This is a genomic window from Streptomyces sp. SudanB182_2057 (assembly GCF_964272715.1).
Classification (GTDB): Bacteria; Actinomycetota; Actinomycetes; order Streptomycetales; family Streptomycetaceae; genus Streptomyces; species Streptomyces rubradiris.
In genome coordinates this window covers 3,873,256-3,894,352 of record NZ_OZ186798.1, presented here as the reverse complement: position 1 = coordinate 3,894,352, position 21,097 = coordinate 3,873,256, and the positions used below count along the sequence as shown (strand labels likewise).

At 72.9% G+C, this 21,097-nt stretch carries 18 protein-coding genes and 1 pseudogene; 11 read left to right on the top strand and 8 right to left on the bottom strand.

The window, feature by feature from the left end; translation table 11 throughout:
* Positions 1-55: 55 nt before the first annotated feature.
* Complete coding sequence (locus ACSURM_RS16840) at positions 56-751, top strand: NUDIX hydrolase (protein ID WP_436955969.1); 696 nt, start codon at positions 56-58, stop codon at positions 749-751.
* A 90-nt stretch (positions 752-841) separates the two neighbouring features.
* The gene (locus ACSURM_RS16835) at positions 842-2,041 is read left to right on the top strand and encodes a MarP family serine protease (protein WP_436955968.1); all 1,200 of its coding nucleotides are present in this window, start codon (positions 842-844) and stop codon (positions 2,039-2,041) included.
* A gap of 15 nt (positions 2,042-2,056) precedes the next feature.
* On the opposite strand, the gene ACSURM_RS16830 is transcribed toward ACSURM_RS16835, so the two are convergent.
* The 5 genes from ACSURM_RS16830 to acs form a co-directional block, all read right to left on the bottom strand.
* Positions 2,057-2,236, bottom strand: a complete 180-nt coding sequence (locus tag ACSURM_RS16830) for a hypothetical protein (protein WP_436955966.1) — start codon at positions 2,234-2,236, stop codon at positions 2,057-2,059.
* Between the two features lie 138 nt (positions 2,237-2,374).
* The gene (locus tag ACSURM_RS16825) at positions 2,375-3,310 is read right to left on the bottom strand and encodes an alpha/beta fold hydrolase (RefSeq protein WP_436955965.1); all 936 of its coding nucleotides are present in this window, start codon (positions 3,308-3,310) and stop codon (positions 2,375-2,377) included.
* On the bottom strand, positions 3,307-3,795 hold the full coding sequence (locus tag ACSURM_RS16820; protein WP_436955963.1) for a phage holin family protein: 489 nt from the start codon (positions 3,793-3,795) through the stop codon (positions 3,307-3,309). Before ACSURM_RS16820 ends, ACSURM_RS16825 begins: the two co-directional genes overlap by 4 nt.
* A 122-nt stretch (positions 3,796-3,917) precedes the next feature.
* Positions 3,918-5,348 (bottom strand): Na+/H+ antiporter NhaA, encoded by a 1,431-nt coding sequence (nhaA, locus tag ACSURM_RS16815; protein ID WP_436955961.1) that lies wholly within the window; start codon positions 5,346-5,348, stop codon positions 3,918-3,920.
* A gap of 208 nt (positions 5,349-5,556) precedes the next feature.
* Positions 5,557-7,554 (bottom strand): acetate--CoA ligase, encoded by a 1,998-nt coding sequence (acs, locus tag ACSURM_RS16810; protein WP_436955960.1) that lies wholly within the window; start codon positions 7,552-7,554, stop codon positions 5,557-5,559.
* Between the two features lie 415 nt (positions 7,555-7,969).
* Here acs and ACSURM_RS16805 point away from each other — a divergent pair, with 415 nt between their 5' ends.
* Positions 7,970-9,235: a hypothetical protein gene (locus tag ACSURM_RS16805; protein ID WP_436955958.1), complete on the top strand. Its 1,266-nt coding sequence runs from the start codon at positions 7,970-7,972 to the stop codon at positions 9,233-9,235.
* A gap of 3 nt (positions 9,236-9,238) precedes the next feature.
* Here the strand turns inward: ACSURM_RS16805 and ACSURM_RS16800 are convergent, their stop codons facing one another.
* Entirely contained in the window at positions 9,239-10,219 is a 981-nt protein-coding gene (locus ACSURM_RS16800; RefSeq protein WP_436955956.1) for an ATP-binding protein, read from the bottom strand.
* A gap of 101 nt (positions 10,220-10,320) precedes the next feature.
* Here ACSURM_RS16800 and ACSURM_RS16795 point away from each other — a divergent pair, with 101 nt between their 5' ends.
* A complete protein-coding gene (locus ACSURM_RS16795; protein WP_436955954.1) occupies positions 10,321-11,145 on the top strand; it encodes an oxidoreductase in 825 nt (274 codons plus the stop codon).
* Between the two features lie 347 nt (positions 11,146-11,492).
* On the opposite strand, the gene ACSURM_RS16790 is transcribed toward ACSURM_RS16795, so the two are convergent.
* Positions 11,493-12,323, bottom strand: coding sequence for an HAD family hydrolase (locus ACSURM_RS16790; protein ID WP_436955952.1), 831 nt, complete (start codon positions 12,321-12,323; stop codon positions 11,493-11,495).
* Between the two features lie 596 nt (positions 12,324-12,919).
* On the opposite strand from ACSURM_RS16790, the gene ssd reads away from it, so the two are divergent.
* From ssd to ACSURM_RS16755, 7 genes and pseudogenes are all read left to right on the top strand, one after another.
* Entirely contained in the window at positions 12,920-14,026 is a 1,107-nt protein-coding gene (ssd, locus tag ACSURM_RS16785; RefSeq protein ID WP_436955950.1) for a septum site-determining protein Ssd, read from the top strand.
* On the top strand, positions 14,023-15,210 hold the full coding sequence (locus tag ACSURM_RS16780) for a TadA family conjugal transfer-associated ATPase (protein ID WP_436955949.1): 1,188 nt from the start codon (positions 14,023-14,025) through the stop codon (positions 15,208-15,210). The genes ssd and ACSURM_RS16780 overlap by 4 nt, the downstream gene beginning before the upstream one ends.
* Positions 15,211-15,345: 135 nt before the next feature.
* Complete coding sequence (locus tag ACSURM_RS16775; protein ID WP_436955947.1) at positions 15,346-16,239, top strand: type II secretion system F family protein; 894 nt, start codon at positions 15,346-15,348, stop codon at positions 16,237-16,239.
* Between the two features lie 85 nt (positions 16,240-16,324).
* On the top strand, positions 16,325-17,113 hold the full coding sequence (locus ACSURM_RS16770; RefSeq protein ID WP_436955945.1) for a type II secretion system F family protein: 789 nt from the start codon (positions 16,325-16,327) through the stop codon (positions 17,111-17,113).
* Positions 17,114-17,263: 150 nt separating this feature from the next.
* The gene (locus ACSURM_RS16765) at positions 17,264-17,401 is read left to right on the top strand and encodes a DUF4244 domain-containing protein (protein ID WP_030606347.1); all 138 of its coding nucleotides are present in this window, start codon (positions 17,264-17,266) and stop codon (positions 17,399-17,401) included.
* A gap of 34 nt (positions 17,402-17,435) precedes the next feature.
* Positions 17,436-17,774, top strand: a complete 339-nt coding sequence (locus tag ACSURM_RS16760; protein WP_436955943.1) for a TadE family type IV pilus minor pilin — start codon at positions 17,436-17,438, stop codon at positions 17,772-17,774.
* Between the two features lie 137 nt (positions 17,775-17,911).
* Positions 17,912-18,283 (top strand): annotated as a pseudogene (locus ACSURM_RS16755) (Rv3654c family TadE-like protein); the annotation flags it as partial.
* 305 nt (positions 18,284-18,588) lie between these two features.
* Here the strand turns inward: ACSURM_RS16755 and ACSURM_RS16750 are convergent.
* Positions 18,589-21,066 carry a DEAD/DEAH box helicase gene (locus ACSURM_RS16750; protein ID WP_436955941.1) on the bottom strand — a complete coding sequence of 826 codons (2,478 nt, stop codon included), beginning with the start codon at positions 21,064-21,066 and terminating at the stop codon, positions 18,589-18,591.
* Between the last annotated feature and the right edge of the window lie 31 nt (positions 21,067-21,097).

The window sequence follows — 21,097 nt, the reverse complement described above, 5'->3', positions numbered from 1 at the left end:
CGGAACGATCTCGGTGCCCTCGGGCGTTGGAGAGGGCAGGACGACGGGGGTGGCGATGACGAGGACGAGCGGCACACAGGACGGCCCGCTGACGCTCAGCGGCGCCGGGCTGCCGGACTGGCTGGCGCCGGTCCTGCGCGTCGCGGAGACGGTCGAGCCGGCGCAGATGAGCCACTTCCTGCCGCCGGAGAACGGCTCGGGGCGGCAGTCGGCCGTGCTGATCCTCTTCGGCGAGGGCGAGCGCGGCCCGGAGCTGCTGCTCATGGAGCGCGCGAGCTCCCTGCGCTCGCACCCCGGCCAGCCGTCCTTCCCGGGCGGCGCGCTGGATCCGGAGGACGGCGATCCGCAGGGCGACGGGCCGCTGCGGGCCGCGCTGCGCGAGGCGCGTGAGGAGACCGGTCTCGACCCGTCGGGCGTGCAGCTCTTCGGCGTGCTGCCCCGGCTGTACATCCCGGTCAGCCGCTTCGTCGTCACGCCCGTGCTGGGCTGGTGGCGTGAGCCCAGCCCGGTCGGCGTGGTCGACCCGAACGAGACGGCCCGGGTCTTCACCGTGCCCGTGGCGGATCTCACGGACCCCGCCAACCGCGCCACCGCCGTCCATCCCAGGGGCCACAGCGGCCCGGCGTTCCTGGTCGCGTCGGCCTTGGTGTGGGGCTTCACGGCCGGGGTGATCGACCGCCTGCTGCACTTCGCGGGCTGGGAGCGTCCCTGGGACCGGGACAAGCAGGTCCCGCTGGACTGGCGCGCGTGACAGGGTGATCCCCGTGCTGAATCCCCGGGGGACGGCCCCGGGGCCCGGCCGAGCTGCTGGGAGCGGAGTGAGTAGGCGAGGCCTGAAGCAGTGAACGTGCTGGACATCCTGTTGCTCGTCGCGGCCGTGTGGTTCGCGGTGGTGGGTTACCGCCAGGGCTTCGTCGTCGGCATCCTGTCGGTGACCGGGTTCCTCGGCGGCGGCCTGCTCGCCGTGTACACGCTGCCCCTGATCTGGGACGCCACGACCGGCAAGGAGGAGGTCGGCACCACCGCCGCCGTCGTGGCCGTGGTCGTCGTGATCGTCTGCGCCTCCGTGGGCCAGGCCCTGACCACCCACCTGGGCAACAAGCTGCGCCGGCACATCACCTGGTCCCCGGCCCGCGCCCTGGACGCCACCGGCGGCGCGCTGGTCAACGTCGTCGCGATGCTCCTGGTGGCCTGGCTGATCGGGTCCGCCCTGGCCGGTACGACCCTGCCCACGCTCGGCAAGGAGGTCCGGGGCTCCAAGGTGCTGCTCGGCGTGTCCCGGGCGCTGCCCGAGCAGGCCGACACCTGGTTCGCGGACTTCTCCTCGGTGCTCGCGCAGAACGGCTTCCCGCAGGTCTTCAGTCCGTTCGCCGACGAGCCGATCAAGGACGTGCTGCCGCCCGACCCGGCCCTCGCGGGCAGCCCGGTCGCCCAGCGCGCCCGGAACTCCATCGTCAAGGTCACCGGCACCGCACACAGTTGCGGCAAGGTCCTGGAGGGCACCGGCTTCGTGTTCGCCGACCGGCGCGTGATGACCAACGCGCACGTGGTCGGCGGCGTCGACGAGCCGCGGGTGCAGATAGGCGGCGAGGGCCGCAAATACGACGCCCGGGTCGTGCTGTACGACTGGGAGCGCGACATCGCCGTGCTCGACGTGCCCGACCTGCGGGCGACCGCCCTGCGGTTCACCCGTGAGGACGCGGCCGGAGGGGACGGCGCGATCGTCGCGGGCTTCCCGGAGAACGGCGCGTACGACGTGCGCGCCGCGCGCGTGCGCGGGCGCATCACGGCCAGCGGCGCGGACATCTACCACCGCGGCACGGTCCGCCGCGATGTCTACTCCCTGTACGCCGTCGTCCGGCAGGGCAACTCCGGTGGCCCGCTGCTCACTCCGGACGGGGAGGTGTACGGCGTGGTGTTCGCCAAGTCACTCGACGACGCGGACACGGGGTACGCGCTGACGGCGGACGAGATCCGGGCCGACATCGAGCGGGGGCGTACGGCGAACGAGCAGGTGGGTACGGACAGCTGCGCCCTGTAGGGCGGCGCGGGGCGGTCAGCCCCGCGGGTGACGCAGACGCACCGAGACCCAGCGGGCCCGGCGGCGCAGGATGCGCGGGATCCCCACCCTGGGGTCGGCTACCGCGAGTTGCGGCGAGACCCGCTGGGGCGTGCCCGGGCCCATGGCCGAGCGGCGGTTGCGGGGTGCGTCACTGTAGTCGTGCGTCCAGCCCATACCCCGACGTGTGCCCCCGCCCGAAGGTCGATAACCGCCTGCGCGCCCCCTAATTGGCCTATGCGCAAGGCATGTGGCGTTTCGGTGGACACGGGTGGGGAGCCGGATGCCGAACGCGCGGGAAACCGCGCCGTACGGTCACCGGTCGGGCTCGGGATCCTTCAGCCAGTTGACCAGTTCCGCGGAGAACGCGGCCGGATCCTCCTCGTGCGGGAAGTGCCCGAGACCATCGAACAGGCGCCAGCGGTACGGCGCTTCGACGTACTCCCCGGAACCGGCCGCGCTGCGGGTCCGGGTCACCGGGTCCAGCGAGCCGTGCAGATGCAGCGTCGGCACGCGTACGGGCCGCTTCATTCTGCGGTAGAACTGCACACCGTCGGGGCGGGCCAGGGAGCGCACCAGCCAGCGGTACGGCTCGATGGAGCAGTGCGCGGTGGAGGGGATGCACATGGCCCGCTGGTACGTCTCCACGTCCGCGTCCTCCGGCGGCCTGGGCCCGGACCAGTCCCGGATCAGCCGGCCCACCAGCGCGCCCCCGTCGGCGGTCAGTTGGCGCTCGGGCAGCCACGGCCGCTGGAATCCCCAGATGTGGGAGCTGGCGGCCGTCTGCCGGGCGTCCCGCAGCATCGCCGCGCGCCAACGCCGCGGGTGCGGCATGGACACCACCGCCAGGCGCCGGACCAGCTTGGGCCGCATGGCCGCCGCCGTCCACGCCAGATAGCCGCCGAGGTCGTGGCCGACCAGCGCGGCGTCCGGCTCGCCGAGCGAGCGGATCACCCCGGTGACGTCCAGCGCCAGGTTGGCGGGGTCGTACCCGCGGGGCGTGCGGTCGCTGCCGCCGACGCCCCGCAGGTCCATCGCCACTGCCCGGTAGCCCGCGTCGGCGAGCGCGGTCAGCTGGTGCCGCCACGTCCACCAGAACTGCGGGAAACCGTGCAGGAGCAGCACTAGGGGCCCGTCACCCAGCTCCGCGATGTGGAAGCGGGCGCCGTTGGCGGCGACATCCCGGTGCGTGACCCGTGTCCCGTCCGGGAGGTCGATCCGCACGGGCGAGGGGGCGGCTGGGTCCGTCATGACGACGAGCGTGCCACAGCCTCGATGGCGGCGGGAGCCGGTTCCCCGGGCAGCTCCGGACGCGGGTGCGGCTTGGCGTTCTGCAGGACGCCCGCCGACTCCTTCATCGAGGCGGCCACCTTCTGCGGGCCCTTGCCCTTCTTGGCCTTCTTGGCGAACACCACGCCGATGAGCCCGAGCAGACCGGCCACCAGCACGTTGGCCGCGAAGGACAGCACGAAGCAGATCGCCAGGTTCCAGTGGCTCCAGGTGCGGATGCCGTAGGCCAGGGCGAAGTTGAGCATCGGCAGGGAGAACACCAGGACCGCGCCCGCCATCGAGAAGGCGCCGCCGCTCACCGCGCCGCGCTTCACGTCCTGCTTGAGCTGGGCCTTGGCCAGCGCGATCTCGTCGTGCACCAGCGCCGACAATTCGGTCGTCGCCGAGGCGACCAGCTGGCCGATGCTGCGTTCGGCGCCGACCGGGCTGCCGTCGGGTGCGCTCATCGCGTTCTCCCTCAGAGGTCTCGTGCCGCACATGTGCTGTGGGGACGGCCGTGGTGCTCGTACGGCCATCCGGGTAGCCGTCGCGCGCGTGCGGCCGTCTTGTTTTGTACCGTCTCGTCAGATCATGCCGGACGGTCGCCCTCCTCGCTTGCCCCGCCCGGCACTTCCGCAAGCCCGCGGCGTGCCTCGGCGGCCAGCCGCCGGTGCTCGGCTGCCTTGCGCTCGTGGATCTCGGCCATCCGGAGGTGGTACTCCGGGTTTCCCTGTTCGTAGACGTCCGGGATGCCGTCGAGGTCCTCGTCGCGCTCCTCTTCCTCGCACAGCCTGCGGTACCGGTCGTTGCGCAGCTTCAGCAGCATCGTCGCGCACAGCGCCGCGATCAGCGATCCGATGAGGACGGCCGCCTTCACCTCGCCGGTCAGTACGGTGTCGCCCCCGAAGGCCAGCTCGCCGATCAGCAGTGACACCGTGAAGCCGATCCCGGCGAGCGAGGACATCGCGAAGACGTCGGCCCACGCCAGTTCCTCGCTGAGCCGCGCGCGGGTGAAGCGGACGGTCAGCCAGGTGCCGCCGAAGATCCCGATGGTCTTGCCCACGACCAGACCGAGGACGACACCGAGCGTCTCGGGCTTCGCGAACACGTCCCCGAGCGCCCCGCCGGATATGGACACACCGGCGCTGAACAGGGCGAACAGCGGTACGGCGAGTCCGGCCGACAGGGGCCGCACCAGATGCTCGATGTGCTCGCCCGGCGAGTGCTGCTCACCCTCCCGGGTGGTGCAGCGCAGCATCAGGCCCATCGCCACGCCGGCGATGGTGGCGTGCACGCCGCTGTTGTACATCAGCGCCCAGATGACGACGGCGAGCGGTACGTACACGTACCAGCCGCGTACGCCCTTGCGCAGCAGCAGCCAGAAGACGGCGAGCCCGGCGACGGCCCCGCCGAGGGCGGCGAGGTTCAGCCGGTCGGTGAAGAAGATCGCGATGATCAGTATCGCGAAGAGGTCGTCGACGACGGCCAGGGTGAGCAGGAAGGCGCGCAGGGCGCTGGGCAGGGAGGTGCCGATGACCGCGAGCACGGCGAGCGCGAAGGCGATGTCGGTGGCGGTGGGCACGGCCCAGCCCTGGAGGGAGCCGTTCCCGGCGAGGTTGGTGAGCGTGTAGACGAGCGCGGGGGCCGCCATCCCGCACAGGGCCGCCACCACGGGCAGCACGGCCGCCTTCGGGTCGCGCAGGTCTCCGGCGACCAGCTCGCGCTTGAGTTCGATGCCGGCGACGAAGAAGAACAGCGCGAGCAGCCCGTCGGCGGCCCAGTGGGCGACGGACAGGTTCAGGCCCAGTGCGCCGGGGCCGAGGTGGAAGTGGCTGACCGTCTCGTAGCTGTGGCGCAGTCCGGGGACGTTCGCCCAGAGCAGCGCGGCCACGGCGGCCAGGAGCAGCAGGACACCGCCGACCGTCTCGGTGCGCAGCGCGTCCGCGATGAAGGTCCGCTCGGGCAGCGACAGGCGCCCGAGGGCCTTGCGGACGGTGGTGGGGGTGCGGGGCGCGGTCACGGGAGACCTCCGGAGGCAGGCAGGCGGAATCACATGCCGACCAGACTTCCCGGCGCACCTGACGTGTCACGTGCCGCGACACTTTCCTTAGTTTACCTAAAGTAGCGCGCGCCGGTCCGATGATCTTCACCGTAGCCGTCCCCGGGGCACCCGGCACGTTCACCGGCCGGGTGCCCCGCGGGACGTCGTTCGACTCCTCCCGGTCCGCTCAGTCCTCGCTGGACGTGGCGGGCAGCTTGGTCTGGATGAGATCCATGACCGTGCTGTCCGTGAGGGTGGTCACGTCGCCGAGCTGGCGGTTCTCGGCGACGTCCCGCAGCAGGCGGCGCATGATCTTGCCCGAGCGGGTCTTCGGCAGCTCGGCCACCGGCAGGATCCGCTTGGGCTTGGCGATCGGGCCGAGGGTGGCGCCGACGTGGTTGCGCAGCTCGCCGATGAGCGTCTCGGTCTCCGACGCCGAGCCGCGCAGGATGACGAAGGCGACGATGGCCTGGCCGGTGGTCTCGTCCGCGGCGCCCACGACGGCGGCCTCGGCGACCGACGGGTGGGAGACCAGCGCCGACTCGACCTCGGTGGTGGAGATGTTGTGCCCGGAGACGAGCATCACGTCGTCCACCCGGCCCAGCAGCCAGATGTCACCGTCCTCGTCCTTCTTGGCGCCGTCGCCGGCGAAGTACTTGCCCTCGAAGCGGGACCAGTAGGTGTCGAGGAACCGCTGGTCGTCACCCCAGATGGTGCGCAGCATCGACGGCCACGGCTCGGTCAGCACCAGGTAGCCACCGCCGCCGTCGGGCACCTCGTTCGCCTCGTCGTCGACGACCGTCGCGCTGATGCCGGGCAGCGGGCGCTGGGCCGAACCGGGCTTGGCCTCGGTGACGCCGGGCAGCGGCGAGATCATCATCGCGCCGGTCTCGGTCTGCCACCAGGTGTCGACCACGGGCGTGCGGTCGGCGCCGATGTGCTTGCGGTACCAGACCCACGCCTCGGGGTTGATGGGCTCGCCCACCGAGCCGAGGACCCGCAGGGAGGACAGGTCGTACTTGGCGGGGATGTCGTCGCCCCACTTCATGAACGTCCGGATCGCGGTGGGCGCGGTGTAGAGGATCGAGACCTTGTACTTCTGCACGATCTCCCAGAACCGGCCCTGGTGCGGGGTGTCCGGCGTGCCCTCGTACATCACCTGGGTCGCGCCGTTGGCCAGCGGGCCGTACACGATGTACGAGTGGCCGGTGACCCAGCCGACGTCGGCCGTGCACCAGTACACGTCCGTCTCCGGCTTGAGGTCGAAGACCGCCCAGTGGGTGTAGGCCGCCTGGGTGAGGTAGCCGCCGGAGGTGTGCAGGATGCCCTTCGGCTTCCCCGTCGTACCGGAGGTGTAGAGGATGAACAGCGGGTGCTCCGCCTCGAACGCCTCCGGGGTGTGGTCGGCGGACTGCCGGCCCACCACGTCGTGCCACCACAGGTCCCGGCCCTCGGTCCAGGCGACCTCCTGGCCGGTACGGCGCACCACCAGCACGTGCTCGACCTGGTCGGCCTTGCCGAGCGCCTCGTCCACGGCGGGCTTGAGCGCGGACGGCTTGCCGCGCCGGTAGCCGCCGTCGGCGGTGATGACGACCTTGGCGTCGGCGTCCTGGATGCGGGTCGCGAGCGCGTCCGCCGAGAAGCCGCCGAAGACGACCGAGTGGGCCGCGCCGATCCGGGCCGAGGCCAGCATCGCGATCGCGGTCTCCGGGATCATCGGCATGTAGATGGCGACCCGGTCGCCCTTGCGCACGCCCAGGTCCAGCAGGGCGTTGGCGGCCTTGGAGACCTCGTCCTTCAGCTCCGCGTAGGTGATCGCGCGGCTGTCCCCGGGCTCGCCCTCGAAGTGGATGGCGACACGGTCGCCGTGGCCGGCCTCCACATGGCGGTCCACGCAGTTGTAGGCGATGTTCAGCTCGCCGTCCTTGAACCACTTCGCGAACGGCGGGTTGGACCAGTCCAGCGTCTCGGTCGGTTCCTTGGCCCAGGTCAGCCGGCGGGCCTGCTCGGCCCAGAAGCCGAGCCTGTCAGCCTTGGCCTGCTCATACGCCTCCGCCGTGACATTGGCGTGTGCGGCCAGGTCGGCGGGGGGCGCGAACCTGCGTTCTTCCTTCAGCAGGTTGGCCAGGCTCTCATTGCTCACGACATCTCCCATTCCAAGGGTGTCCGTTGTGTCCCAGGCCACAGCTCATCAGACCCGGGGGGCCGATGACAAGGGTCGCCGGGAAAATTGGTTTAGACCTGTCATGGGGCTGTTGTTTGTCACCTCCGGCTCCCAGGGCGCCAGTTGACGGGACCGCGCCCGGCCGGGCGGAAGGCTGTCGCGCGGTCGCTGCCGGGGGCGCGGCGGCGAGCGGCGACGGAATGACCGGGACTTGGTAAAAGAATCGTAATGCCGCGTAAAGGTACGGAATGGGTTTTCGGAGTGAATGGCGGAACAGATCACCTCTGGGTATGAATTAATCATTTGATCGGCTTGTCATCCTTCTCCCTTCTCGACCCCGTGCGACCTTGGCCGCGCCGCCGGAACGAACCCGGCACATCACCAGAAACGGCCCAAGTCGGCGTGTGTCTGAGAGAAGGAAGAAGGTGGGCGGAACATGGCTGCCACCCAGAGGATCGCCGTCGGTGCCATGGTCGCCGCGGCCTGTGTGGCGTCACTCGCCGGCTGCGCGGGAGACGCCACCGCCGTGAGACCCGGGGCGCCCGGCCCGGAGCAGGGCGCCCCGGCGCCGGGCAGCGTGTTCCGGCCGATCGGCGACGGATCGACCGCGTACACCGGAGCCCAGCCGCATCTGCCCAGGCCGGAGCGACTGAGCCCTGGTCAGAAGCCCCCGCAGTTCGTCGTGTTCTCCTGGGACGGCGCGGGCGAGGACAGCCAGAAACTGTTCTCGCACTTCCGCGAGGTCGCCAAGGAGAACAACGCGACCATGACGTACTTCCTCAGCGGTGTGTACCTGCTGCCGGAGGAGAAACGCGACCTCTACGAGCCGCCGCGGCACTCTCCGGGCCGCTCCGACATCGGGTTCAACGACGAACGGGGCATCACCGACACCCTTGAGCAGCTGCGGCTGGCCTGGCTGGAGGGCAACGAGATCGGCACCCACTTCAACGGCCACTTCTGCGGGCCCGACGGCGGGGTGGGCACCTGGTCGGTGGACGAGTGGAAGAGCGAGATCGCCCAGGCCAAGAGGTTCGTGAAGTCCTGGCGGTCCAACACCGGCATGCGCGCGGAGGACCCGCTGCCCTTCGATTACGACAAGGAGCTGATCGGCGCCCGCACCCCCTGCCTGGAGGGGCGGAAGAACTTCGTGAAGGCCGCCCGCGACCTCGGCTTCCGCTACGACTCCAGCGGGGTCAACGATCAGGTCTGGCCCAAGAAGAAGGAGGGGCTGTGGGACCTGTCGATGCAGCTGGTGCCCTTCCCCGGTCACACCTATGAGCAGCTGACCATGGACTACAACTTCATGGTCGGCCAGTCCGGCACCCAGACCCAGGGCGACCCCGACAAGTTCGACTACTGGGGCGACCAGATGCGCGACGGCCTCCTCAAGGGCTTCTACCGCGCCTATGACGGCAACCGCGCGCCTCTGGTCATCGGCAACCACTTCGAGTCCTGGAACGGCGGCACGTACATGCGCGCCGTGGAAGACGTGGTGAAGGAGGTGTGCACCAAGCCCGAGGTGCGCTGCGTCTCCTTCCGGCAGCTGGTCGACTGGCTCGACGCCCAGGACCCGCGGACTCTGGCGCGGCTGCGCTCCCTGGAGGTCGGCGAGGCGCCCCGGCAGGGCTGGGCGTCCTTCCTGTCCGGCAGCCCGGCCCCGGCGCCCAAGGGTGTGCCCGGGGCGCCGGCGGACCAGCGGTAGGCGTCAGGCGGGGGTCACCACGCTCTCGCCGAGCACGAACCCGGGGTCGACCTGCGCCGCCAGGTCGGCCCCGGTGCGCTCGTTCCCCCAGGACTCGGCGTTCTTCAGGTGGAAGTGCACCATCTGACGGGTGTAGCGCTCCCAGTCGCGCCGCTCGTAGGTGGCGTCCACGGCGGCCCGGAGTGCCTCCAGGGCGCGGGCGTTGGCCTCTTCGAGGAGGTCGAACCGGGGCGGTCGGCCCTTCTCCATGGCGCGCACCCAGTCGGAGCGCCCGACCGTCACGAGCAGGTCGTCCCCGACCTCCGCGCGCAGGAAGTCGATGTCGTCCGGCTCGTGGATCTTGTTGCCGACGACCTTCAGGGCGACGCCGAAGTCCCGGGCGTACTCCTTGTACTGGCGGTAGACGGAGACGCCCTTCCGGGTCGGCTCGGCGACGAGGAACGTCATGTCGAAGCGCGTGAACATGCCGGAGGCGAAGGAGTCCGAGCCGGCCGTCATGTCGACCACCACGTACTCGTCGGGGCCGTCGACGAGGTGGTTCAGGTACAGCTCCACCGCTCCCGTCTTGGAGTGGTAGCAGGAGACCCCCAGGTCGGCGTCCGTGAAGGGGCCCGTGACCATCAGACGGACGGCGCCGCCGTCGAGTTCCACCGGGCGCGCGCACGCGTCGTAGACCGGGTTGGGCTCGCGCACCCGGACCAGTCGCGATCCCTCGCCGGGCGGGGTCGTCTTGATCATCGTCGCGGCCGAGGCGATGCGCGGGTTGGTGCCGCGCAGATAGTCCTTGATCAGCGGGAGCTGTTCGCCCATGGCGGGCAGTGCCGCCGCCGCCTCCTCGCCGAGGCCGAGGGCGGGGCCGAGGTGCTGGTTGATGTCCGCGTCGATGGCGACCACCGGGGCGCCGGCGGCGGTGAGATGGCGGATGAAGAGGGAGGAGAGCGTCGTCTTGCCGCTCCCGCCCTTCCCGACGAAAGCAATTTTCATGTTCACCAAGAGTAGTGGGACGATAGCTGTAGGTGTCACGGTGAAGTGAAGAAGACCACTCCTTCGTGGGGCGGGCCGCCGGGGTGCGTACTGTCGTACCCATGAGTACGACAGGCGCGACCGCCGACCCGCTCTCCGCCTTGGGCTCGCTGCCCGGTGTGGCCGAATCCGTGGAGTCCGTACGCAAGGCCGTGGACCGGGTCTACGGCCACCGTGTCATGCGGCGCCGCAGCAACGAGATCACCTCCGAGGCGGCCCTGCGCGGTGCCCGTGGCTCGGCGGCGCTCTCCGGGGCGGACTGGGCCCTGGAAGAGGTGCGGCGGCGCACCGACTTCGGCGTCGACGCGGAGGCCCGCGTGATGGGCGCGGCCCTGCGGCTCACCGCCGAGGCGGGGCAGTTGCTCTCCATCTGGCGCCAGTCGCCGCTGCGGGTACTGGCCCGGCTGCACCTGGTGGCCGCGGCCGACGGCGCCGAGCAGGTGGGCCGGCCGCGTCAGGCCGGCGAGCCGGTGGACGAGCCGTTGATCGAACTCCCGCTGCCCGACGCCGGGGAGGTCTCCGGCCGGCTGGAGGGGCTGGCGGACCTGATCATCGCCGGCACCTCGGCCCCGGCACTGGTGACGGCCGCCGTCGTGCACGGCGAGCTGCTGGCGCTGCGCCCCTTCGGGTCGTACAACGGCCTGGTCGCGCGCGCGGCCGAGCGGATCGTGCTGATCGGCAGCGGTCTTGACCCGAAGGCCATCTGCCCGGCCGAGGTCGGCCACGCCGAACTGGGCCGCGCCTCCTACCTGGCCGCCCTGGAGGGCTATGTCTCCGGCACGCCCGAGGGCATGGCGGCGTGGATCGCCCACTGCGGGCGGGCGGTCGAACTGGGCGTGCGCGAGTCGACGGCGGTCTGCGAGGCGCTCCAGCGCGGCGCTGCCTGAGCGGAAGAAGCGCTGCCCCGGGCGCGGGAAAGAGATGCGGCGGTACGAATTCTCGTACCGCCGCTGGCATGCTCACCGGGTTACCAAGCGTCCTCGATATGTCGCCCATCAGGTCGGGGTGCTTTGCCCGTCCTGGTGCGGCTGGCCCGTAATCGACGGGTCGACGTCGCGTGGGTGCCCGGTGTTCATGCTAGGTCCGTGGGCCAAGTGCGTTGAGACAGGAAATCCTCCCGGATGTCCTTTTGGTCTCGCGGGCCTACGTTCTTTGTACCGCGAGCCGGGAGGAAGCGGAACCCCTGCCCGCACTTCTTTACTTTCGCCTGCGAACAGGGCCGAACGGACGCGGCTCAGGCCGTGGCGCGGCGCCGGCTGGCGTACCAGACGAGCCCGGCGGTCGCCGCCGCCGCGCCTATGGCCGCCGCCGCGACGAGCGCGGGGCGGGGCGGCACCGAGAACGCCGGCAGCCGCTTCTTGAGCGGGACCGGGCGGCGGAACTCCAGGACCGGCCATCCCTGCGCGAGGGCCTCGCGCCGCAGTGCGCGGTCCGGGTTCACGGCGTGCGGGTGCCCGACGGCGCGCAGCATCGGCAGGTCGGTCGCCGAGTCGCTGTAGGCGTAGCAGCGGTCGAGGTCGTAGCCCTCGGACGCGGCCAGCTCCCGGATGGCCTCGGCCTTGGTCGGGCCGTAGGCGTAGTACTCCACCTCTCCGGTGAAGCACCCGTCCTCGCCCACGACCATGCGGGTGGCGACCACCCGGTCCGCCCCCAGCAGTTCGCCGATCGGCTCGACCACCTCGGCGCCCGAGGTGGACACGATCACCACGTCCCGGCCGGCCGCGTGGTGCTCCTCGATGAGGGAGGCGGCCTCGTCGTAGATGATCGGGTCGATCAGGTCGTGCAGGGTCTCGGCCACGATCTCCCGTACCTGCTGGACGTTCCAGCCGCGGCACAGCGCGGAGAGATACTCGCGCATCCGCTCCATCTGGTCGTGGTCCAGACCTCCGGCCAGGAAGACGAACTGGGCATAGGCGGTACGCAGGGCGGCCCTGCGGTTGATCAGGCCGCCTTGGTAGAAGGACTTGCTGAAGGTGAGCGTGCTCGACTTCGCAATGACCGTCTTGTCCAGGTCAAAGAAGGCCGCGGCGCGAGGCAAGGAGTGGTTTTCCACACCCTTGAGCATAGGGGCCCACCATTCGGCGTAAGGTGGGGCGCGTGGGTTTGCCTGAGAGGGCTCTCGGGTACACCATGGAAGTCACGGATCGTTCGCGACCGTGCTAACCCGGTCCGACTCCTCCCCCCCCCCCGAGTCGGCCGTGGGGACGACCCCCGCTCTCCCCCCCGGCGGGGGTCGTCGCATGTCCGGGTGGGTTTTCTCGCTCTTCCCCGTTCTTCACGCGGCCGTACGGCCGGCGTCACGCCGCCGTTGCCGCTCCTTCGGCACGCCCATGATCGGTTACCGACGGTAATCGCCGGGCTGCTCTCGGGAACTCGCTCGCGGATCGGTGCAGGGGTCACCGGTATGGGTGACGAAGTTATTCACAGGGCCTGGGTTGTCCACAGTTTTCCACCAAGATCCACATTATTTCGCGGTTCGGGCCACCGTGTTTCCAGCGCGCTCCGGCCGCGGCGAGTTCTTGGCCGGTTCCGATTGCCCGCAGCGCGTATGGCCGGTTTCCGCCGGCCGTTCACAGGGAGGCCGCTCGCCGGTTCTTCACACCTTTGGGAATCGCGTGCCCGAGCGAGCCGCGCGGCCCACACAGCGAAGGGGGAACACCCGTGACCGGAACCGTCACCCACGACCCGCCACCCGGCCCCGCGGACCGGCCCGGACGGCCGCTCATCATCACCGAGGACGCCGACCTCCTGGACGATCTGCTGCGCCTGTGCGCGGCGGCGGGCGCCACCCCGGAGGTGCGCCACGACGTGCCGGACTCCGGTGACGGCTGGACGGCGGCCCCGCTCGTGCTCGTCGGCGACGACGCCGCCCGCCGGGTGGGCGGGGCCGCGCGACGGCCCGGCGTGGTCCTGGTCGGCCGCGACCAGGACGACCCCGACGTGTGGAAACGGGCCGTCCTGATCGGCGCCGACCACGTCCTGATGCTCCCCGACGGCGAGGCCTGGCTGGTCGACCGCATCGCCGACGTCGCCGAGGGCATCGGCCGTCCGGCCCTCACCGTCGGGGTGATCGGCGGCCGGGGCGGCGCCGGGGCGTCCACACTCGCGTGCGCGCTCGCCGTCACCTCCGCGCGCGAGGGGCTGCGCACCCTGCTGGTCGACGCCGATCCGCTCGGCGGCGGACTCGACGTGCTGCTCGGCGGCGAGAGCGCCAACGGGCTGCGCTGGCCCGCCTTCGCCGCTTCCCGCGGCCGGGTCGGCGGCGGTGCCCTGGAGGAGTCGCTGCCCGAACTGCACTCCCTGCGCGTGCTCAGCTGGGACCGCGGGGACTGCGTCGCCGTGCCCCCGCCCGCGGTGCGGGCGGTGCTGGCGGCCGCCCGGCGGCGCGGCGGCACGGTCGTGGTCGACCTGCCCCGCCGTCTCGACGACGGGGTGGCCGAGGCCCTCGCCCAACTGGACCTGGTCCTCCTCGTCGTCCCGGCCGAACTGCGGGCGGTCGCCGCGGCCGGCCGGGTCGCCTCCGCCGTCGGCATGGTCGTCCGCGATCTGCGGGTGGCGGTCCGCGGCCCCTACGCACCCGGGCTGGACGACCACGAGGTGGCCCGGCTGCTCGGCCTGCCACTGGCCGGTCAGCTGCCCGTCGAACCGGTGCTGCTCCGCCCGCAGGCGAGCGCCAAGCCCCCCGGCGCGACCGGGCGCGGACCGCTCGCCCGGTTCTGCGCGCACTTCTGGGAGCGCGTGCTGGTCGAGTCGGGAGGCACCCGATGAGCCTGCCCGGACTCGACCGGGCCGACGGCGCGGCCCTCCTCGACGGCGTCCGCCGCTGGCTCGCCGAGAGCGGTGCCGAACCCACTCCCGCGCGCGTGGCCCAGGCGCTGCGCGAACAGGGCCGGGTGCTCGGCGACGCCGAGGTGCTCGGCACGGCCGAACGCCTGCGGTCCGAACTCGTGGGCACCGGCCCCCTGGAGCCGCTGCTCGCCGACCCGGACGTCACCGACGTGCTGGTCTCCGCCCCCGACCGGGTGTGGGTGGACCGCGGCGGCGGCCTGGAGCTGACCACGGTCACCTTCCCGGACGCGGCGGCCGTACGGCGTCTCGCGCAGCGGCTGGCCGCGGTGGCCGGACGCCGGCTGGACGACGCCCGGCCCTGGGCGGACGCCCGGCTGCCCGACGGCACCCGGCTGCACGCGGTGCTGCCCCCGGTCGCCGTCGGCTGCACCTGCCTCGCCCTGCGCGTGGTGCGGCCCCGGGCGTTCACCGTCGGGGAACTCGTTGCGGCGGGCACGGTGCCGCCCGGCGGCGACCGGATCCTGGAAGCGCTGATCGAGGCCCGGCTCTCGTTCCTCGTCAGCGGCGGCACCGGCTGCGGCAAGACCACCCTGCTCAGCGCCCTGCTGGGGCTGGTCGGACCGGGCGAGCGGATCGTGCTCGCCGAGGACTCGGCGGAGCTGAGGCCCGACCACCCGCACGTGGTCCGGCTGGAGACCCGGCCCGCCAACCAGGAAGGGGCCGGCCTGGTCACCCTCGAGGACCTCGTACGGCAGGCGCTGCGGATGCGGCCGGACCGGCTGGTCGTCGGCGAGGTACGGGGCGCCGAGGTCGTGCATCTGCTCGCGGCCCTCAACACCGGTCACGGCGGCTGCTGCACGGTCCACGCCAACGCCGCCGCCGACGTACCGGCCCGGCTGGAGGCGCTGGCCACGGCCGCCGGGCTGGACCGGGCCGCGCTGCACAGCCAGTTGGCGGCCGCCCTCTCGGTGGTGGTGCACCTCGTGCGGGGCCGCTCCGGGCGGCGCCGGATCGACGAGGTCCACGTCTTCGAGCGGGACGCCACCGGGCTGGTGCGCACGGTGCCGGCCCTGCGCTGGGGCGAGCGGGCGTTCGTCCGGGAGCGGGGGTGGGGGCGGTTGCGGGAGCTGCTGGGGCCTTACGCGGAGGCCGGGGGCGAGTGAGGGACGGCGCAGGGGGACCGGGGCGAACGGGGTCCCGGCCGGTGCGGGCCGGGAACGGACGCGATCCGGCAGGGACGTGCTCCGAGGACGGACGGCGTCCGTCAGGAGGCCGTGCCGGGAGCGATGGGAGAGGCGATGGAAGTGATCGGGCGGATGGTGATGGAAGTGATCGGTGAGGTATCGGCAGGAGGCGCCGTGCTCTGCCTCGGCGCGTCGGTCTGGCTGCTGGGCGGCCGGCACCACGGAGCCCGGCGGGCCCGGCTGCTGCTGGCCGGCGGCCCGGTGGTGGCGACCGGGCCGCCCGTCTGGCAACAGGCCCTCATGGACCTGCGGCGACGGCGCGGCCGGTGGGGTGCCGAATGGGCGGCCCTCGGCGCCGGACTGGTGATCGCCCTGTGGGGCGCCTCGGTGATCCCGGTCCTCGCGGGGGCGGCCGGGGTGCCGGTGCTGCGCCGGGTGCGGCTGGCCCGGCAGGCGCGGGACGCCCGGGAGCGGCGGGCCGACGCGGTGATCGCCCTGTGCGGGGTGCTCGCCGGTGAGGTCCGGGCCGGGCGGCAGCCGGGGGCGGCGCTGTTGCGGGCCGCGCGGGACTCCGCCGGGCTCGGTGACGCCCAGGCCGCGGTGGTGGCGGCGGCGCGGTTCGGCGGAGACGTGCCGGGCGCGCTCGCCGCGGCGGCCCGGCAGCCGGGTGCCGAGGGGCTGCTCGGACTCGCCGCGTGCTGGCGGGTGGCCGTGGACCAGGGCGCGGGACTCGCCGCCGGCCTGGACCGGCTGGACGGTGCCCTGCGTGCCGAGCGGGACGGCCGGGCCGACCTGCGCGCCCAGTTGGCGGGCGCCCGGGCCACCGCGGTGCTGCTCGCCGTACTGCCCGTCCTCGGACTCCTGCTCGGCACGGCCATGGGCGCGGACCCACTGCGCGTACTGCTGCACACCGGGCCCGGCCTCGGCTGCCTGACGGCCGGGGCGGTGTGCGAGGCGGCCGGGATGTGGTGGGCGACGCGGATCGTACGAGGGGCGGAGGCGGTGTGAGGGCGAATCGGCGGGTTCCGGGAAAGCGGCTGGTCCGCGAGGCGGAACGGGCAGGGCGGTCCGGGAAGCGAGAGGGGTGGGCCGGGTGAGCGGGGACGTTGTCCACAGGTTGGGGATGGTCGGGGCCGCCGTGCTGGTGCTCGGCTGGGGTGCCCGGCGGCTGGAGCTGGCGCGCCGACGGCGCCGGGCGCGGCGCCGGATGGCCTGGTTGCTGGGGCGCGAGGTGCCGTCGGGACCGGCGGGCGCGGTGCCCTTCGCGTTGCCGCGCGGCTTACGGCGGTTGCTGGCACCGGCCGGTGCGGCGTGCGGGGCGTGGGTGCTGGTCGGCGGGGTCGCCGGAGTGGTGCTGGGGCTGGGCGCCGGTGCCGCGCTCTGGCGGTGGCGGGACCGGCAGACGGCGGCCGGGCGGTCCGAGGCGGTCGACACCGCGGAGGCCGCGCGCCGGCTCCCGCTCGCGGCCGACCTGCTGGCCGCCTGCATCGCCGCCGGGGCCGCCCCGGTGATCGCCGCCCAGGCCGTGGGAGAGGCCCTCGGCGGGCCCGTCGGGCAGGCGTTGGCGCGCGGCGCCGCGGAGGTCCGGCTCGGCGGCGCGCCGGCCGACGCCTGGCGGAGCCTCGCCCTGCTGCCCGGCGCCGGAGCCCTGGCGCGGCTGCTGGAGCGGGCCGACGACTCCGGGTTCGCCGCGGCCGGCCCGGTCGCCCGTCTCGCGTCGGACGCGCGCGCGGAGTGGGCCCGTACGGCGACGGCCCGGGCACGGCGGGCGGCTGTACTGATCTCCGCGCCGGTCGGGCTGTGCTTCCTGCCCGCGTTCGTCGCGGTCGGGGTGGTGCCCGTCGTGATCGGTCTGGCGGGCGGGGTGACGGGAGGGGGGTGAGAGCGAGGCGGACGAGAACGGACGAGCAGGAAGCCGTCAGGCAAGCACGGAGAACGACTACAGACCGGAAACCTTACGGGGGTTCAGATGTTCGGAAAGATCAGGAACGCGGCGGCGAGGTTGCGCGGGACGTGCCGGCAGGACACCGGAATGGTGACGTCCGAGTACGCCATGGGAATCATCGCGGCCGTCGGATTCGCGGTGCTGCTCTACCAGGTCGTCACCAGCGGCCAGGTCCAGGCGGAGCTCCAGGCCATCGTGAAGAAGGCCCTCAGTGCCCGGATGTGAGGAAGGAGGAACGCGGGGCGGGGACCACGGGTTCGTGACCGTGGAGGCGGCCATGGCGCTGTCCGTGCTGGTGGCGTTCACGATGGCGCTCGTCTCGGGGCTGCTCATGATGGCGGCTCGGATCGAGTGCGTGGACGCGGCCCGCGCGGGCGCCCGGGCCGCCGCCCGGCAGGACCCGCCCGGCGCGGTGGCGCGGGTGACGCGGGAGACGGCTCCGCGAGGAGCGCGGGTGACCGTCGCACGTGAGGGCGACCGGGTCCGGGTCACGGTGGTGGCCCGGCCCCCGCTCCTGAGCGGGCTGCCCATCGAAGTACGTGAGGACGCGGTGGCACTCGCCGAGGACACCGTGCGCACGGGGGAGGAGGGCCGGTGAAGCGCGAGGACGCCCCGCCCGGCGGACAGCGGCCCGCCGACGGCGTAGGGGAAGACACGAGGGCGCCCGGTGGTGAGTGTGGGCTGGGGTGGGCGGTGTTCCGATGGCCGTGGTCCGACCGGGGGCGTCATGCGTCGGTGCCGGGCCGGGTGCGCGCGGGCGTGGTGCGGCGGTGGGGGTCCGACCGGGGGTCGGCCACCGTATGGAGCCTCGGTGCGATGGCCTTGCTGTGCGCGGTGTTCGGCGCGGTGCTCTGTTACGGGCAGGCCGTCGCCGTACGGCACCGGGCGGCCGGCGGCGCGGACCTGGCGGCGCTCGCGGCGGCGGACCACTGGGCCGAGGGCGCCACGGCGGCCTGCGCCCGCGCCGAACGGCTGGCGGCGGCCCAAGGGGTACGGCTGGTGCGGTGCGCGATCGTGGGCGACACCTCGGACGTGACGGCGGCCGTAGGGAAAGGGCCGTTCGCGGCGGAGGTCAGGGCGAGAGCGGGCCCGCCGGGGCCTGTGCCGCCTGCCGGACTGGGTCTTCCGGGGGTTGTGCCGCCAGATGTCCCGGACGGGTTCCGGGCCGTGCCGCCTGCCGGACCGGTCCTTCCGGGGCCTGAGCCGCCAGGACACCCGGACGGGTTCCAAGCCGTGCGGCCTGCCGGACCGGGCCCGCCGGTACCGATGCCGTCCCGGGCCCCGGACGGACTCCGGGCCATACCGCCCGCCGAACCGGGAGCACCCCCGGCCCCACCCAGCCCCTGACCAGCCCCCGTGCGACCAGCCCCGCCTCCCCCACAGCCCTTGACCAGCCTTCGTCCCCCTCAGCCCTAACCGGCACCCGCCCCGTCCACCGGCTCCTCCGCCGCTCCCCGCAGGAGCACCGTGAGAAGTCGTACCGCCCCCCTCTTGTGCAGTGGGTCGTTGCCGTTGCCGCACTTGGGGGACTGGATGCAGGACGGGCAGCCGGCCTCGCACTCGCAGGAGGCGATGGCCTCGCGGGTGGCGGACAGCCAGGTGCGGGCGGTGTGGAAGGCACGCTCGGCGAAGCCCGCGCCGCCGGGGTGGCCGTCGTAGACGAAGACCGTGGGCAGGAGGGTGTCGGGGTGCAGCGGCACGGAGACGCCGCCGATGTCCCAGCGGTCGCAGGTCGCGAAGAGGGGCAGCATGCCGATGGAGGCGTGCTCGGCGGCGTGCAGGCAGCCGCCGAGGATCTCCGGGGTGATCCGGGCCTCGTCCAGCTGGTCCTCGGTGACCGTCCACCACACCGCGCGGGTGCGCAGCGTACGAGGAGGGAGGTCGAGTTTGGTCTCGCCGAGCACCTCGCCGGTGATGAGGCGCCGGCGCAGATAGGAGACCACCTGGTTGGTGACCTCCACCGAGCCGAAGCACAGGCGGCCGGAGCCCCACGGGATCTCGGTGTCCGTCTCCAGGATGGAGATGGCCGTGGTGTCGCGGGCGACGGTCGAGTACGGCGGGTCGGCCTGCTCGACCAGGGCGACGGAATCCTCCAGGTCCAGGGAGCGCACCAGGTAGGTGCGGCCCTGGTGCAGGTGGACGGCGCCCTCGTGGACCGTGGAGTGCGCGGCGCCCGCGTCGACCGTGCCGAGCAGCCGGCCCGTGCCGGACTCCACGATCTGCACCGGGCGGCCCCCGGCGCCGCGGATGTCGGTGAGGTCGGCGGCCCGCTCCCGGCGGGTCCAGTGCCAGGCCCGGGTGCGGCGGCGCAGCAGCTTCGCGGCCTCCAGCTGCGGCAGCACGTCCGCGCAGCCGGGACCGAAGAGTTCCAGGTCCTCCTCGGTCAGCGGCAGCTCCGCGGCGGCGGCGCACAGGTGCGGGGCGAGGACGTAGGGGTTGTCGGGGTCGAGGACCGTCGACTCCACCGGCTGGTCGAACAGGGCCTCGGGGTGATGGACGAGGAAGGTGTCCAGCGGGTCGTCGCGGGCGACGAGGACGGCGAGGGCGCCCTGTCCGGAGCGGCCCGCGCGGCCCGCCTGCTGCCACAGGGACGCGCGCGTGCCCGGGTAGCCGGCGATCACCACCGCGTCCAGGCCGGAGACGTCCACGCCCAGCTCCAGGGCCGTCGTCGCGGCGAGGCCGAGGAGTTCGCCGGAGTGCAGCGCGCGTTCCAGGGCGCGGCGTTCTTCGGGGAGGTAGCCGCCGCGGTAGGCCGCGACACGCCGGACCAGGGAGCGGTCGACCTCGGCGAGCCGCTCCTGGGCGATGACCGAGATCAGCTCGGCGCCGCGCCGGGAGCGGACGAAGGCGACCGAGCGCACGCCCTGCACGGTCAGGTCGGTCAGCAGGTCGGCGGTCTCGGCGGTGGCGGTGCGCCGTACGGGGGCGCCCTTCTCGCCCTGCAGCTCGGTGAGCGGGGGCTCCCAGAGGGCGAAGACCAGCTCACCGCGCGGGGAGGCGTCGTCGGCGACCTCCAGCACCGGCAGGCCGGTCAGCCGGCGGGCGGAGGACGCGGGCTCGGCGGAGGTCGCCGAGGCCAGCAGGAACACGGGGGAGGAGCCGTAGCGGGCGCACAGGCGGCGCAGCCGGCGCAGCACTTGGGCGACGTGCGAGCCGAACACGCCGCGGAAGGTGTGGCACTCGTCGATGACGACGTAACGGAGCGACTTCAGGAAGGAGGACCAGCGCGGGTGGGAGGGAAGTATCCCGCGGTGGAGCATGTCCGGGTTGGTGAGGACGTAGTTGGCGTACTGGCGGATCCACTCCCGTTCCTCGAACGGGGTGTCGCCGTCGTACACGGCCGGGCGCACCGAGGTGCCGAGAGGTTGTGAAAGTTCCTTCACCGACCGGCACTGGTCCGCCGCGAGCGCCTTGGTGGGCGCCAGGTAGAGGGCGGTGGTGCCGCGCCCGTTCGGGGCCTCGGCGCCGTCCAGGAGGGTGGACAGGACGGGTACGAGATAGGCGAGGGACTTGCCGGAGGCGGTGCCGGTGGCGACGACCACCGAGTCGCCGTCCAGGGCGTGCTCGGCCACCCGTGCCTGGTGTGCCCAGGGGTGCTCGATTCCGCACGCCTGGACGGCCGCGATCACCTCGGGGCGAATCCGGTCAGGCCAGACGGCATGGCGGCCCGCGCGCGGGGGCAAGTGCTCCGTATGAGTGATGCGCGCAGCCCGGCTCGGCCCGGAGGCGAGCCGGTCCAGGACCGCGCCCGGAGACGGTCGGGACGCCGGGTCCGCCGGGGTTCGATCGGATCGGTGATTCTTGGCCATCGGCACCGAGTGTGTCACTGGTGTGACGGACAATGGAGTCAAGGCGTCGTGCACGCCTGCCGGTAAGTGATTGAATGCCATCGCGGCTGGCGAAGCGTCCCGGGGGCCGCAA

Excerpts from the sequence above, each read along its gene's own strand:
- ACSURM_RS16830 (WP_436955966.1), bottom strand. The coding sequence starts at position 2,236 with ATGGGCTGGACGCACGACTACAGTGACGCACCCCGCAACCGCCGCTCG.
- ACSURM_RS16780 (WP_436955949.1), top strand. The coding sequence starts at position 14,023 with ATGAGCCTGCCCGGACTCGACCGGGCCGACGGCGCGGCCCTCCTCGAC.
- ACSURM_RS16795 (WP_436955954.1), top strand. The coding sequence starts at position 10,321 with ATGAGTACGACAGGCGCGACCGCCGACCCGCTCTCCGCCTTGGGCTCG.
- ACSURM_RS16790 (WP_436955952.1), bottom strand. The coding sequence starts at position 12,323 with ATGCTCAAGGGTGTGGAAAACCACTCCTTGCCTCGCGCCGCGGCCTTC.
- ACSURM_RS16825 (WP_436955965.1), bottom strand. The coding sequence starts at position 3,310 with ATGACGGACCCAGCCGCCCCCTCGCCCGTGCGGATCGACCTCCCGGAC.
- ACSURM_RS16840 (WP_436955969.1), top strand. The coding sequence starts at position 56 with ATGACGAGGACGAGCGGCACACAGGACGGCCCGCTGACGCTCAGCGGC.
- ACSURM_RS16750 (WP_436955941.1), bottom strand. The coding sequence starts at position 21,066 with ATGGCATTCAATCACTTACCGGCAGGCGTGCACGACGCCTTGACTCCA.
- ACSURM_RS16800 (WP_436955956.1), bottom strand. The coding sequence starts at position 10,219 with ATGAAAATTGCTTTCGTCGGGAAGGGCGGGAGCGGCAAGACGACGCTC.
- ACSURM_RS16820 (WP_436955963.1), bottom strand. The coding sequence starts at position 3,795 with ATGAGCGCACCCGACGGCAGCCCGGTCGGCGCCGAACGCAGCATCGGC.
- ACSURM_RS16765 (WP_030606347.1), top strand. The coding sequence starts at position 17,264 with ATGGTGACGTCCGAGTACGCCATGGGAATCATCGCGGCCGTCGGATTC.
- ACSURM_RS16775 (WP_436955947.1), top strand. The coding sequence starts at position 15,346 with ATGGAAGTGATCGGGCGGATGGTGATGGAAGTGATCGGTGAGGTATCG.
- ACSURM_RS16805 (WP_436955958.1), top strand. The coding sequence starts at position 7,970 with ATGGCTGCCACCCAGAGGATCGCCGTCGGTGCCATGGTCGCCGCGGCC.